The sequence below is a fragment of the Elusimicrobiota bacterium genome (assembly GCA_041660925.1).
Classification (GTDB): Bacteria; Elusimicrobiota; Elusimicrobia; order UBA1565; family UBA1565; genus JBAZUV01.
Genome location: JBAZVI010000006.1, coordinates 231,469 through 244,791, shown reverse-complemented (window position 1 = coordinate 244,791; position 13,323 = coordinate 231,469). Strand labels below are relative to the sequence as shown.

The following is a 13,323-nucleotide window of genomic DNA, read 5'->3' as shown; positions in this document are numbered from 1 at the left end:
CGACCCGCCCCTCCCCCGAGGGGGGGAGGGGCGGGAGTGAGGAAGCGCGGACCCCGACCTATCCGGCGTTGGCTCCGGAGAGGACCTCGATCGCCTTCTCCAGGACGGGGTCCCGGGGGCGCTCGCCTTCCTGCTTCCTCCCGAAGAGGTCCTGCATGATGCTCTTCATGATCTTCCCGCGCTGATCCTCGGAGACCTCGACGGTGAGGTTCGGGACCACTCCGCCGGTGCCCGGCATCTCCAGGCCGGTCTTGGGATCGGCCTGGGCCGCGATGTTGCGGTCGTTGGGCGTGTACCAGCGGTTCTCGGTGATCTTGAGCGCGCGGCCGTCGAGCTGGGGGAGGATGACCTGCTCGGTGCCCTTTCCGTAGCTGCGGCTGCCGATGACGGCGTAGCCGGGCCGCTTGTCCTGGATGGCGCCGGAGAGGATCTCGCTGGCGGAGGCCGAGCCGTCGTCGACGAGGACGACCACGGGCACGTCGACGAACTCGCCGTTCCCCTCGGTCACGGCCTGGAAGGCCGTCTTGCCCTGATGCTTGAAGGCGACGATGAGGTCTCCGTCCTTGAAGAACTCGGAGACGATGGAGGCCACCATCTGGACGATGCCGCCCGGGTTGCCGCGCACGTCCAGGATGACGGACTTGGCGCCCTTCCCGCGCAGCTCGCGCACCGCGCCGAGCACCCGCTCGTCGCTCTTCTGCGAGAACTGCAGCAGGTAGACGTAGCCGATCCCGGGGGCGGCCATCTTCGAGAAGACGTTGGGGAGCTCCACCTTGCTGCGGGTCACGGGGATGGGGCCGACGGTCTCGCTTCCGCGCAGGACCTTGACCTCGACGATCGTCCCCTCCTCGCCGCGCACGAGCTTCACCGCGTCGTCGAGCTTGAGGCCGGCCAGAGAGCGGCCGACTTTCCCCTGTCCGACGTCGCGCACCCAGACGATGACGTCGCCCTCGCGCAGACCCGCCTTCTCGGCGCCCGAGCCGGGGTAGATCGTGTCCAGCTTCATGCCCTTCGTGTCGGAGGAGACGCCGACGCCGATGCCGATGAGCGTCCCGCTCATCGAGTCCGAGAGCATCTTCGCCTGAGCCGGGTCCATGTAGACCGAGTGCGGCTCCTTGAGGGCCGTCATCGCGCTCTGGAGCATGTGGTCGATGACGGTGTCCCAGTTCCGGCCCTTGCCGGCGTACTCCTTTTCGGCGAGGTCTCCCATGTCCTTGAGGATGGCGTCCCAGCGTTCGGTGCTGATGGGGTCGACGAACTTCGAGTCGATCATCATCAGGCCCTGCATGAGGCGGGCGACCTGCTGGTCGGAGAGAGACTCCTTGCGGTCGACCTTCTCCATGATGCCGATGACGCGGGCCATGAGGTCGTTCGCCTGCTCCTCGGTGATGTTCGGCGGCATCTGCGCCTTCATCACGCCCTCGTCGAGCGCCTGGGTCATGGTCTTGTCCCAGTTGAAGCCGCTCTTCGCGAAGTTCTCCCGGCAGGTCTTCAGCATGACGTCGATGATCTCGTCCCAGCGCTGGGCGGTGATGGGCTCGGGCATCTGCGCGTCGAGCTTGTCGAAGATGGTCTTGATGGCCTGAGCGTGCTTCGGCTCGAGGGTGAAGACCCGGCCGGAGGAGCCTTCGACGGCGGCGAGCCCCTCGAAGAGGCGCTGGACGTGCGCCGCGGTGAGGTTCGGGGCGGTCGTGCGCTTCTCGACGGCGGGCCCTTCCATCCGGTACTTGACCGGGACGGCGAACCCGACGGCGGGGGCGGAGTTGTCGCGGCCGAGGGCTTGTCCCCGGACGGCCGAATAGGGGACATAGGTGACCTGGGCGGCGGCGGTTCCCGCGAGCAGCAGGGAGAGGATCGGCGTCAGGGCGCTCTTCATCACGATGGACCTCCGGGGTCCCGGGCTTCCGTCTTCGTTCCGGCGCCCCGCGGGGGGCGTCCAAGCAGAGGATAGTCCGGAGCCCGGCGAGGGGCATGGGCACTCCGGGGCACCCGGAGAGGGGAAATGGGCCTATACGGGAAGGTACCGAACGGCGCGCGCTTGGATACTTCGCGGTGATGAAAGACCCGGGATGTCCCGGGAGGAGCGTGACTCAGGTCACATCAGAAAGACCTTGTAAAGACCGGCTTCCGGCGCAATGCTATGTATGTAGAGGCCGGTTCGGACCAGCGCAGGGTCGACGGAGAAATCGCACCCACGGGGTCGTCCGACGGCCTCTTCTGTTGCCGGGAAATCCTTTGGATTTCCCGGCAGTGTTTAGATGGAGTTGTTCCCAGCCTCGAGTTCCCGATAGGAACGTGTGTTTTGGGGAGGAGGGGTGTGGGTTAGAGCACGAAACCTGCGGCCGCCTTCAGGCGGCCGCAGGTTTCGTGATGTCCTGGAAGGTGACGCCGACCCCGGTGAACTTCCCGTCGGCGTCCTGGATGAGGAGCGTGCTGTAGCCCAGCAGGCGGGGGTTCCCGTCGAGCTTCCAGGGAAGGTCGCGGCGCTTGACGGTCTGCTTGCTCGAGAGCGCCAGGCGCAGCACCGCCGCGAGGTCCGGCAGGTTCGGCAGCGCGTTCTCGATGGGAAGGTCCGTCACGTCTCCCTGGACCGCGAGGATGCGGCGCGCCGCGGGGTTGCAGATCATCACGTGCCCGCGAAGGTCCACCGCGATGAAGCCTCCCGAAAGGTTGTCGAGGATGCTCGAGTTGTAGGCGGTGACGCGGTTGAGCATCCCCTCCAGGCGCAGGCGGCGCAGCGTCATCGCGGTCTGCTGCACGACCGTCGCGGCGAAGCGGAGGTCCTCCGGGGTGAAGGGCCCGCCGTCCTTGTCGGCGAAGACGAGCGCTCCCGCGAAGTCGAGGCGGTCGAAGACCGGCAGGCACATGAGCGTGCGCGCCGGGCCGTCGAGCTCCCGGCGGTAGCGCGGTTCGGACGCCGTGTCCGCGACCAGGGCCGGCTCGCGGTAGCGCGCCACCCAGCCGCAGATCCCCTCCCCGGAGGGGACGGGGACGCGCGAGGAGGCTTCCGCGCCCACGGCGTGGAAGGGCGTGAGCAGGCGCGTCTTCGCGTCCGAGCAGAGGTAGCCGCCGGAGGCGGCGCCGAGGGAGGCGGCCGTCTTCTCGAGGACCCGCGACCACACCTTGGCGTCCTCGGGCTCGCGCAGCGTGGAGAGGAACTCGAGGACGTCGTAGAGCCGGTCGATGCCCGTCATCGGGCCTCCCTGCGGGGCTTCTTCGTCTGGGGTGCGCGCGCGGGGGTCGCTCCCGCGGGGCCCTGACGGCGGCGCTCGGCCTCGAGGAAGCTCCTCAGACCCTCCACCATCGCCGCCGCGAACTTCCTGCGCGAGGCGGCGTCGAGGAGGAGCTCCTCCTGCGCTGGGAACATCAGGTAGGCCGATTCCGTCAGCACCGAAGGCATCTGGGGCGCGCGCGCCACGAAGAGGTTCCCGTAGCGCAGACCCTCTCCGGGCAGCGGGCCCAGGCGGCGGTAGGCGCCGTAGACGGCCGCGGCGAGCGCCTGGCTGTGCGGGTGGTAGAAGAAGACCGCGGAGCCGTGCGGGCGGGCGAAGGGGTCGTCACCGTCGGCGAGCGCGTTGTTGTGGATGCTCAGGAGGAGGTCGGCCCGGCGGGCCCAGGCGCGGCGGGTGCGCTCGCCGAGGGGGACGTCGTCGTCCTCGGTCCCGCGCGTGAGGAAGGCCTGCGCGCCCTCGAGCGCGAGGAGCGCCTGCACGTCGCGGGCGAGGCGCATGTTGGCGTCCTGCTCCCAGGTCCCGCGCGGCCCGACGGCGCCGGGCGCGGAGGGGCCGTGTCCCGGGTCGAGGGCGATGACGCGGCCCTTGAACACGGAGGAGGGCGCGGGGGCGATGCGCGGAGCCCGGCGCAGCTCCAGGCGCAGCTGGCCGCTCTTCCAGGAGGCGTCGTAGCCCCAGACGCGCTCGCCGAGGCGCACGCGCAGCTCGACGACGTCGTTCTCGGGCTGGGTCCAGTCCACGCTGCGCACGAAGGCGTCGTCCTCGCGGTAGGCGAGCCAGTTGACGTGCGGGACCGTCGAGTAGAGGCGCAGGCGGATCTCGGAGAGGCCGGGGTCCTCGTCGACCTGGAAGGGGACCTTCTGCGAGAGGTCGAGGACGACCGTCGCGGAGTCCTCGCCGCCGGCCAGCGAGACGTCGCCGAGCACGGCCTGAGGCGGCGGGGTGCCGGGCGGCAGCCACTCGAAGGCGCGCTCGTCGATCCAGCCCGAGAGGCCTTCCGAGAGGCGCACGCGCAGCTCGCGGCCGGACCGGCCGGTGGCCAGGAAGCGGGTCCCGGTGGGGGGGAAGAGGATGTAGCCCTGTCCGGGCGCGCCCCGCACGTTGACGATGCCTTCGCTGCGGACCGCGACGACGCCGGGGGGCTGGTGGGCCACGGTGAGGCGGCCGCGCGCCGTCGCGCGGGCGGGGGATTTCGCCGTTCCCTTGAGGGTGATGACGACCTCCGACTCCTGGAAGCGGTCTCCGGCGCGGACCTGCCAGGCGCCCTCGTAGACTCCGGGTCTCGACTCGGCCATGGGGAGCGCGCCGGCGACCCCGTGGATCGTGTAGGAGGCGAGGAGCCCCGGGGAGCCGCGCATGCGCACCGTGAGCCAGTCCCCGGGGCGCAGCTCGACGTCCTCGGAGGGCTCCACGGTCTCGGGCAGGATGGCGGGCGGGTCGACGGGGGGGAGCGGCGCCGGGGTCCGCACCTGGACCGTGCGCGTCCAGGTCGTCGTCCCTCCGGGGAGGTCCAGCTCGCAGCGGAAGGTGAAGACTCCGGGCTCGACGGGGACGTAGGCGAGGAAGCCTCCTTTCGGATGCGGCTTGACCGCGACGCCGTTGACCCGGAACGGGCGCTCGGGGGCGTTCACCGCGCCGAGGATGAAGGCCGCGCGCACGCCGTCGAGGACCTGGCCTTCCGGCGGATAGACCACCATCACCGAGGGCCCGGTCGGCCGGGACGGCTCCTTGGCCGCCGGCTTCTGCGCGGAGACGGCTTTCGCGCCCGCCCGGCGGCGGACGGCGGGCTTCTTCGGAGCGGGGGAGCCCGCCGCGGTCTCGGCCGCCGTCGCCGTCGAGACGGCGGGCGGCGGGGTCTGCGCCGACGCCGCGGCGCAGAAGAGCAGGAGGAGGAGGTTCACGGCAGGAAGCCTCCGAAGCGGATCTTGCGTCGCCGCGGCTTGCGGCCGCTGCGGTCGAGGAGCACGGCGCCGTCCTCGACGGAGTCGAGCGCGGCGCCGAAGCGCTCCATGAAGGTCGTGCGCAGGGTCTTCCCCGGGTGGCTGCGGCTCTCGATGAGGCCGTCCCCGCCCGCGTAGAGCATGACGTGGTCGATCTCGTCGCTCCGCTCCCCCGCGGTGAGGAAGACGAGGTCGCCGGGGCGGAGCTCTTCGCGCCGCAGGCGCCGGGAGCGCAGGTACTGGTCGTGCGCGTCGCGGGGGATCGAGAGCCCCACCGCGCGATAGGAGAGGTGCGTGAGCCCCGAGCAGTCGACGCCCCAGCCGGCGCGGCGCTGCAGCGAGGAGCGCCCGCCCCAGACGTAGCGGTCGCCGAGGAAGAGCGCGGCGGTCTCGAGGATCTCCCGGCGCGCGACCTCGGCGGGCGCGGGCGGCTCGAGCGGACGCAGGTGGCCGGTCTCGACGTGGACGCGGCGCCCGTCGACGAGGACCACGGTGTCGCGCGGGGACGCGCCTTCCGAGGAGAGGCGCGCGCCGAGCGGCAGGGTGAGGTCCACCGAGCCGTCGTCCGCGTGGATCTCGGTGCGCTTGGCGCGCAGGACGTTCCCCGGGCGGTAGGGCAGCAGGCCCTTGGTGAGCGCGTCGGCGCGCACCCAGCCGGGATAGCCCGACCAGCGTCCGTCGCGGGCGCAGTGCTCCTGCTCGAGGGCCTCGACGCGCGCCCAGTCCCCGCGGGCGGAGAGGACGCGCACCCGCTCCCCGTAGAGGAGCTGGGAGCCCAGGAGCCGGTCCATCGGGTCGGGGCGCGAGGCGGCGCGCGGCGCGGTGCGCAGGTCCGCCGTGGCCACTCCTACGCGGAGCTCCTCGGGGAAGCGCTCGGCGAGGAGGTAGCTCAATCCCCGCTTGTTGCGCAGCCAAGCGAGCTCGAACTCGCGGCGGAGGTAGACGCGGCGCACGCTCGAGCGGTCCGGGGCGGCGGGGTCGTAGACGACGACGTCGCCCTCGGCCGTGAAGCCGGCGACGACGCCGAGGTGCCCCTTCGTGCGCTTGAGCGGGGCGCCGTGGAGCTCGTCCTCCGAGTAGGTCATGGAGACCACGACCGGGCGGCCCGCGGCGATCTCCTCCTGGAGGTCCTCGAGGGAGGGGAGCCACGCCGCCTCGCCGCAGAGGCCGAGGGTTCCCGCGCAGGCGACGTTGAGCGTCCAGTTCCCGGAGATGCCCGCGCCGGTGTCGCGCACGAGCGCGGCGACCTTCTCCGTCGAGAGCTTCCGGCCGTAGTACTCGAGCACCATCGCGAGCGAAGTCGGGCTGCAGATGTCGTTGCGGTGGCGCTCGTCCTCCTCCATCTGCGAGCGCGCGGCGAGCTCGAGCTCCCGGACCCAGGGACCGTGGACGAACGGCGCGGCGGGAGGCAGCGGGAGGGAGGCGTCGTCGTAGCTCACCGCCACGCGCCGCAGACGCGGCTTGCCCCGGCGGCCGCCCTCGAGGATGAGGCGGTAGCGGAAGGCGTCGGCCTTGCGCGCGAGCAGCAGGGTGTCGGCGCCGACCCGCCCGACCTCGTCGGCCTGGTCGGGGAAGCTCGTCGAGGCGCCTTCCTCCCAGCGGGGAAGCCGGTACCACTTCGACCAGGCGCCGCCCGCGCGGACCTGCACCCGCATCTCGACGGCGGCGCCGACGGGGACGTCGGCGCTCCACGAGCCGAGCAGGCGGTCGAAGGGGAAGGCCGCCTCGAGGACGGGGGATTCCAGGGTCCCCGAGCCCTCGAGGAGGCCTTTCTCGAAGCTCAGGCGGCGCAGACCCGCGGTCGAAGCGCCTTCGAGGTCGCGCGGGGAGAGGTGGATCAGCCTCACTTGACCAGCTTGTTCTCCGGCTTGTGCGGGGCTTCCTTCTGGTCGCGAGGCGTCGCCTTCGGGTTGCTCTTGAAGACGGGGGAGAGCTCGGCGTTGACCTTCGCCCACTCCGGGCTGTCGTCGACCGAGCCGACGATGGCGCCGATCGGGCATTCGGGGAGGCAGACCCCGCAGTCGATGCAGAGGTCCGGGTCGATGACCATGAACGGCTGTCCCTTGTACTCGCCGGGGTGGAACGCCTCGACGGGGCAGCCCTCGACGCAGGCCGCGTAGACTTCTCCCAGGCACTTCTCGGTCACGACATGGGGCATGATGTCCTCCCCGCGCGCGCGCGCGATGGTGAACGATTCTAGAACATCGGAGAGGATTATGGAATGAGCGGCGCTATCGGGGTTTGCTTTCCCTAACTCCCTCCCCTTCAGGGGAGGGCAGGGAGGGGAGCTCCGGCTTTTAGTACTCAGTACATGCTCGGCACCGAATCGAGCGGTGCCAGACACCCGTGGAACCGGGTATCAGGCACCGAGCGGACGGTGCCGAGCTCGTTACTTGGCTCCGTACTGTTTTTTCAGCTGCTCGACGTCCATGCCGGGGGGGAGACCCGCAGGGGCCTGCTGCTGCTGCTGGCCGCCGCCGAGCTGGCCGCCGCGGAACTGGCTGCCTGAGGAGCCGCGGCCGTTGTCGAAGGTCTTGAACTGGAGCTTGGGGGCGGCGCTCGTGCGCCGCGTCGCCTTCGGCGCCGCGACCGGCGCCGGTTCCTCGGCGGCGTCGGCGCCCGCGCCCGCGAGGAGGTCCCTGGGGAGGCCGCACTTGCGGCCGTACTTCTTGACGATGGCGGCGAGCTTGGGCTCGTCGGCGTTCTCGTCGGCCACGCGGCGCACGTCGCGCGCGAGGCGCTCGTCGCCGAAGATGGAGCGGACGACCGCGCGCATCCCGCTCGTGCCGGCCTTCGCGGCGAGCATCTTCATGAAGACGCCCGAGTCGGCGAGGGCCCCGACGAAGGCGCGGAAATCCTTGTTCCGGTCGTACTGGTCGGCGATGCGCTTGAGCTCCCGGTGGGAGAGGAACTCCCGGTACCAGGAGGGCTGCGCTTCGTGGACGGCGTCGACGACGGCCTGCATCGTCGCGCGGGTGCGCGTCGCCGCGGCTCGGCGGTCGCTCTCGTTGCCCTTGCGCAGCTCGCTTAGGACCCCGGAGGCGTCGCCGCGCGCGGCGGCCGTCTCCGCGTCCTTCGTCGTCCCCATGCCCCCGCCGGCGCCGCCGGCGCCTTCGACGCCCTCGCCCCTCTGGATGAAGGAGAGGGAGGAAGGGCCGGTCTGGACGGGGGCGGTCGTCGTCGGAGCGGCGGCGACGGAGGCGGCCGGGGCGTTCGCGCCCTTCCCTCCCGCGTCGGGGAAATGGGTGGAGGAGAGTCCGATGACCTCGGCCTCCTTGACGCTCGCCGGCTTCATGAAGACGAAGAGGACGCCCAGCGCCCCGACGGTGAGCACCGCCAGGACCGAGCCGAAGAGGTAGAGGGACTTGTTCTCGTTCATCGTCAGGGCCGTCAACGCGAAGTATGGCACCTCGGATGCGGCGTGTCAAGAAGGGCGCGCGGGCTCCTCACTTGCGGCTCCGCTCGTCGAGGCCCGGGGCGCCCCCGTCCTCGAGCATGCCCTTGAGCGCGGAGTTCTGCTTCGTCCGGCGGATGGCCTCCGAGGTCTTCTTCATCCCGGGGTCCACGGCGGGCGCGGCCGCGTCGAGGGAGGGGAGTCCCGGGACCTTGAGGCCGCGCAGGGCGGCGCGCACGGCGTCGTCGGAGCCGAGGGAGCGGGCGGCGGAGAGCGTCTCGGGCTTGGCGGCGAGCTCCTTGACGAAGGCCTGCGCGTCGGGCTCGGCGATGTGCCGGGCGAGCAGGGGCCGGAGGTTCGGCGAGCGGGCCAGCCCCTTGAGGAACGCGGCCGCGTCCCCGTCCCGCCGGTAGCGCGCGTCGAGCGCGCGCAGGTCGGGCTGGGCGAGGAACTCCTGCTTCCACTTCCGGATCGTCTCGGAGGAGCGGAAGCGGGGAGAGGACTTGAGCTTGAAGTAGAGGCGGGCCGCGGCGCGCAGCGGGCTCGGCGCGGCGGCCGGCGCGCGCGGCGCGGGCTTCGCGGGGCCGAGCCGCTCCGGCACGACGGAGGAAGGCGCGCCCGCGAGGACCGCCGGTGCGGCGCGCTCCGGGGCCGGGCCGACGGGCGCCTCGGCCGGGGGGGGCGTCCCTCCCCCGAGCGGACGGGCGAGGGCGCTCTTCGGCGTCGACGCGGGGGCCGAGAGATCGAGGCCGCCGCCGCCGTACTCGGCGCGGCGCATCTGGCGGACGTGCCAGCCCACGACCACGAGGGCGACGTTGACGAAGAGGAAGACCAGCAGCATGAACGGGATGGCGGAGCTGTCCTCGGAACGGGTCATCCGGCGCAGAGTACCGAGATAGCGCGGACTTGTCAACATCTCAGCGCTTCCGGGCCGTGCCATGTTCGTGCCCGGAAGCGCTGATTTGCTCCCACGGGGCTTCCGACCCGCGTAGCCGTCGGAAGCCCCGTGTTGTATAATGAGCCGCCATGAAGAAAGGCCTCCTGCTGCTCGCCTTCCTCCTCGCGCCGTCGGCGGCGCGCGCGGCCATGTTCAACGACGTCGTCCCCGGCGCCCGCCCCATGGGCATGGGCTACGCCTACACGGCCGTCGCCGAGGGCCCCGAGGCGATGTACTTCAACCCGGCCGGCCTCGCGGGAAGCGACTATACGCAGGTGCACGGCGGGGTGGCGAGGATGCACTCCCCCGTCGGGATGCTCACCCTGGAGACCGCGACCTACACGCGCCCGCTCCCGATCCTCCCCGGCTCCACCGTCGGCGCCTCGTTCACGAACCTGCGGCAGAACAACGGCGGCGACAAGGACGCCTTCCTCCTGCATTTCTCGCACCAGATCCGCGTGCCGCAGCTCTACCTGAAGATGCCGCTGAAGCTCGGTGCGAACGTGCGCTTCGTCAACGTCTCGAAGGACCCGTCTTCCCCGTCCAAGTTCGGCCCCGGCATCGACTTCGGCGCGCTCTTCGACTCCGGCAGCGGGCTCAAGGCCGGCGCCTCGGTGACCGGACTCACCACCGGGCTCAAGGTCCCCGACCCCTCGCTGAACCTCGGCGTGGGCTACCGCCTCTACAAGCGCTTCCTCCTCGCCGGCGACCTGCGCGTGCGCGAAAGCCTCACCCAGTTCTTCCCCGGCGTCGAGGTGGACTTCTTCGAGCAGCTCCTGAAGGTCCGCGCGGGCAAGGGCCTGCCCCTCGACGGCGTGGGCAACTACGCCTTCGGTTTCGGGGCCAACTTCTCCCCGCTCATCATCGACGTCGCCATGACGGTCCCGTGGGCGGGCTTCCGCCGCTCCGGCGGCGGCTGCCAGCTCACCGCCACCTACAAGTTCGGCGCGCCGCCCTTCTCCGGGCGCTACGTGGGCTCGGCCGCGCGCCGCGCCGAGGACCTGCGCACCGATATCGGGGACCTCGAGGACCGGCGCAAGACCCTCGAAGGGCAGGTCGCCTCCGCCGAGGCCGACAAGACCAGCGTCGAGGGGCAGGTCCAGGCCCAGCAGCAGCGGCTCAAAGAGGTGCAGGAGCGCCTGCGCGACTCGGAGCTCCGCCTCGAGCGCGCGCAGTACGAGCTCAACCATCCGCAGGGGGCCCCGAGCCCCGTCGAAGGCCCCGGCCCCCGCTCCGAGGCGCTCCCCGCTCTCCCCGTGCCGTACCCCGAGACCGCCGCGCCCGCTCCCGCCCCGGCCCCGCAGGCCAGGCCGAAGCCCGCCCGCGTTCCGGCCAAGGCCGCTCCCTCCGGCTTCCCGCGCAAGCACGTCGTGAAGGCGGGCGAGACCCTGCGCAGCATCTCGAAGGAGTACTACGGGGACGGCGGGCTCTGGGAGCAGGTCTTCGAGGCGAACCCCGACAAGGTCGAGCGCGGCCTCCCCGTCGAGAACGCCGTCCTGACCATCCCGGCTCCCAGGACCCGATAGATGTCCGTCATCGCGCTCTTCGCCCGCGACGCGGAGACCCGCGAGGAGCTCCGCCTCGCCGTCGAGGAGCGCGGGCACCGGACCCTGCGCGCCGGAGAGCTCAAGGACCTCCTCGAGCTCGTGCTCAGGGAGCGCCCCGCCGCCGTGCTCGCCGCCGTCGAAGGCCGGGAGGACCCCGAGGGGGTCCTCGCCGAGCTCCGGCGCGCGGCCCCGCTGATCCCCGTCGTCGTCGCGCTCAAGCCGCGCAGCGCCGCGCGCGCCGTCGAGCTCCTGCGCCTGGGCGCCTTCGAGGTCGTGGGCGCGCCCTGGACGCCGGAGAACCTCGCCGCCGCGCTCTCCAAAGCCCTGCGCGCGGAGGGCACGGAGTTCCAGATCCTGCCGCCGCCGGTCGTGACGCGCTCGCCGGTGCTCCGCTTCGCCGCCGTGCTCGCGGTCCTGCTCTTCGCGGCCGGCTACCTCGCCTACCGTACGCCGCCGCCGCCGCCGGCTCCGGAGCCCACCGAGTGGGCGCTGCCCTACAACCATCCGGCCGGGCTGGCCTTCCGCGACAAGCAGCTCTGGGTCTCGGACTGGTTCTCGCAGACGGTGTACCGCCACGACGCCCGGACGCTCGAGGTCGCGGGGACGCGGCACTTCCCCAACGAGATCCCCGGCGCGATGGCCTTCGCGGCCGACTCCCTCTGGGTCGCCTCCGCTCCGCGCAGCATCGTCAAGCACATGCTCGACGACAAGCTCGGCGTCCTCGGCCGCTTCGACGACGCCGCCCCGCAGACCGTCGGCATGGCCTACGACGGCCTCTATCTCTGGACCTGCGACGCGAAGGACAACCGCCTGCATAAGCGCGTCTTCGACGCGCAGCTCAGCATCGCGGCGAGCTACCGCTACCCGGGCGCGCGCTCCGTCGCGCTGGCCTACGACGGGCGCTCCCTCTGGTCGCTCGACGGCGGCAACCGCGAGCTCCTCGAGCACGACATCGCCGACCCGCAGCGCATCCTGCGCCGCGTGGTCCTGCCCGAGTACCGCCGCGGCGGCTGGAAGCCGACCGGGCTCGCCTTCGACGGCAAGCGCTTCTGGACCGCGGCCGAGCGCCTCCCCAAGGGCGACGAGCCGGGCCGGGTCTTCGTGCATTCGGTCGCGCTCGAGCCCCGATGACCTCGTCCCCGCGCCACGTCCCGCTCTCCTTCGTCTTCCCCGAGAGCGACGGGCGCATGGAGGGCTGGGGCCGCTTCGTGGAGCTCCACGCGAAGGGCGGCCGGGTCGCCACGCTGACGCGCCTGGCGAAGGGCGACGTCGTGCGCCTGAGCTTCGAGGCCGCCTCCGAGAAGGCGGAGCTCTCCCGCGCCGACGTGCTGAAGGTGTTCCGCGACCTCGACGGCTACTTCGTCGCCGAGCTCCGCTTCCTCGACGAGGGGCTCCAGGCGCGCCTGGCCAAGGCGCTCGTCGCCCTCCTCGCTTCTTAGAGCACCTAAAATAACCTGGGGCGGCCTTGGCGGGGCCGAGTTTGGCTCGAATGCGCGGCGCCCGCGGCGCGGGCATACCCGAAGGTATGTACGCGTCGCGGCAACAACGCAGGCGGGTCGAAATCGGCCTCGCCCGAAGGGAAGCCCCGATATAGGGCCGATACCATTGTTGGGCCGCCGGGTACATAGCGCTGCGGCTATGCCCCCGGCGTCCCGCCGCGGTCTCGACCCCATCTCGGGGCTTCCAAGGCCACCCCAGGTTATTTTAGGTGCTCTTAACCTACGGTTATCGTCCTCTCCGGTATTGGTGCGCTCCCGGGATAGACCCCTTGTCCGGGGCCCCCTGGGCTGAAAGCCTCGTCCGCGCCCGTCGAGCGCCTGCTAAAGTCTCTCATGGGCGCGTTGCGCGCCCAGGGGGTCTTATGGAGGAACAGAAGCCGCGGGACATCATGGTCGTCGACGACGACGACGAGATGCAGACGCTGCTCCAGGCCGTGCTGCGCAAGGACGGCTACCGCGTGCGCGGGGTCGACGGCGGCGAGGCCGCCATCGGACGCCTCGGCCTCGACGCGGCCGCGTCGAAGGCGTCGCTGCCCGACCTCATCATCCTCGACATCATGATGGCGGGCATCGACGGCTACACCCTCAACGCCCGGCTGCTCGCGGACGCGCGGACCCGGAACATCCCCGTGCTCGTCCTCACCGCCCGTCCGCACATGCGGGAGCTCTTCATCTCGTGCGCCAACATCGCCGTCTTCATGGAGAAGCCCTTCGACCCGCACGTGCTGCGAAGCCGGGTCGCGGCCGTGCTCGCGAAGCGCTCGAACTGACGC

11 protein-coding genes are annotated in these 13,323 nt (G+C 71.5%); 4 read left to right on the top strand and 7 right to left on the bottom strand.

Features of this window, described 5'->3' with window-relative positions; genetic code table 11:
• Positions 1-58: 58 nt before the first annotated feature.
• The 7 genes from WC969_10325 to WC969_10295 form a co-directional block, all read right to left on the bottom strand.
• Positions 59-1,876, bottom strand: coding sequence for a S41 family peptidase (locus WC969_10325; protein ID MFA6030240.1), 1,818 nt, complete (start codon positions 1,874-1,876; stop codon positions 59-61).
• A gap of 472 nt (positions 1,877-2,348) precedes the next feature.
• Entirely contained in the window at positions 2,349-3,194 is an 846-nt protein-coding gene (locus WC969_10320) for a GAF domain-containing protein (protein ID MFA6030239.1), read from the bottom strand.
• Entirely contained in the window at positions 3,191-5,134 is a 1,944-nt protein-coding gene (locus WC969_10315; GenBank protein ID MFA6030238.1) for an N-acetylmuramoyl-L-alanine amidase, read from the bottom strand. Before WC969_10315 ends, WC969_10320 begins: the two co-directional genes overlap by 4 nt.
• Positions 5,131-7,020, bottom strand: a complete 1,890-nt coding sequence (locus WC969_10310) for a C39 family peptidase (protein ID MFA6030237.1) — start codon at positions 7,018-7,020, stop codon at positions 5,131-5,133. The genes WC969_10315 and WC969_10310 overlap by 4 nt, the downstream gene beginning before the upstream one ends.
• Complete coding sequence (locus tag WC969_10305; protein MFA6030236.1) at positions 7,017-7,331, bottom strand: ferredoxin family protein; 315 nt, start codon at positions 7,329-7,331, stop codon at positions 7,017-7,019. The genes WC969_10310 and WC969_10305 overlap by 4 nt, the downstream gene beginning before the upstream one ends.
• Positions 7,332-7,562: 231 nt before the next feature.
• The gene (locus WC969_10300) at positions 7,563-8,552 is read right to left on the bottom strand and encodes a hypothetical protein (GenBank protein ID MFA6030235.1); all 990 of its coding nucleotides are present in this window, start codon (positions 8,550-8,552) and stop codon (positions 7,563-7,565) included.
• A gap of 67 nt (positions 8,553-8,619) precedes the next feature.
• A complete protein-coding gene (locus WC969_10295) occupies positions 8,620-9,444 on the bottom strand; it encodes a hypothetical protein (protein ID MFA6030234.1) in 825 nt (274 codons plus the stop codon).
• A gap of 149 nt (positions 9,445-9,593) precedes the next feature.
• Here WC969_10295 and WC969_10290 point away from each other — a divergent pair, with 149 nt between their 5' ends.
• The 4 genes from WC969_10290 (at position 9,594) to WC969_10275 (ending at position 13,320) form a co-directional block, all read left to right on the top strand.
• Positions 9,594-11,030: a hypothetical protein gene (locus WC969_10290; protein ID MFA6030233.1), complete on the top strand. Its 1,437-nt coding sequence runs from the start codon at positions 9,594-9,596 to the stop codon at positions 11,028-11,030.
• Positions 11,031-12,182, top strand: coding sequence for a hypothetical protein (locus WC969_10285; protein ID MFA6030232.1), 1,152 nt, complete (start codon positions 11,031-11,033; stop codon positions 12,180-12,182).
• Positions 12,179-12,490 carry a hypothetical protein gene (locus WC969_10280; GenBank protein MFA6030231.1) on the top strand — a complete coding sequence of 104 codons (312 nt, stop codon included), beginning with the start codon at positions 12,179-12,181 and terminating at the stop codon, positions 12,488-12,490. The genes WC969_10285 and WC969_10280 overlap by 4 nt, the downstream gene beginning before the upstream one ends.
• A gap of 422 nt (positions 12,491-12,912) precedes the next feature.
• Positions 12,913-13,320: a response regulator gene (locus tag WC969_10275; GenBank protein ID MFA6030230.1), complete on the top strand. Its 408-nt coding sequence runs from the start codon at positions 12,913-12,915 to the stop codon at positions 13,318-13,320.
• Positions 13,321-13,323: the final 3 nt, after the last annotated feature.

What these genes read in the sequence shown, in the direction of transcription:
- WC969_10325 (MFA6030240.1), bottom strand. Translation starts at nt 1,876, where the DNA reads ATGAAGAGCGCCCTGACGCCGATCCTCTCCCTGCTGCTCGCGGGAACC.
- WC969_10320 (MFA6030239.1), bottom strand. Translation starts at nt 3,194, where the DNA reads ATGACGGGCATCGACCGGCTCTACGACGTCCTCGAGTTCCTCTCCACG.
- WC969_10305 (MFA6030236.1), bottom strand. Translation starts at nt 7,331, where the DNA reads ATGCCCCATGTCGTGACCGAGAAGTGCCTGGGAGAAGTCTACGCGGCC.
- WC969_10300 (MFA6030235.1), bottom strand. Translation starts at nt 8,552, where the DNA reads ATGAACGAGAACAAGTCCCTCTACCTCTTCGGCTCGGTCCTGGCGGTG.
- WC969_10295 (MFA6030234.1), bottom strand. Translation starts at nt 9,444, where the DNA reads ATGACCCGTTCCGAGGACAGCTCCGCCATCCCGTTCATGCTGCTGGTC.
- WC969_10290 (MFA6030233.1), top strand. Translation starts at nt 9,594, where the DNA reads ATGAAGAAAGGCCTCCTGCTGCTCGCCTTCCTCCTCGCGCCGTCGGCG.
- WC969_10285 (MFA6030232.1), top strand. Translation starts at nt 11,031, where the DNA reads ATGTCCGTCATCGCGCTCTTCGCCCGCGACGCGGAGACCCGCGAGGAG.
- WC969_10280 (MFA6030231.1), top strand. Translation starts at nt 12,179, where the DNA reads ATGACCTCGTCCCCGCGCCACGTCCCGCTCTCCTTCGTCTTCCCCGAG.
- WC969_10275 (MFA6030230.1), top strand. Translation starts at nt 12,913, where the DNA reads ATGGAGGAACAGAAGCCGCGGGACATCATGGTCGTCGACGACGACGAC.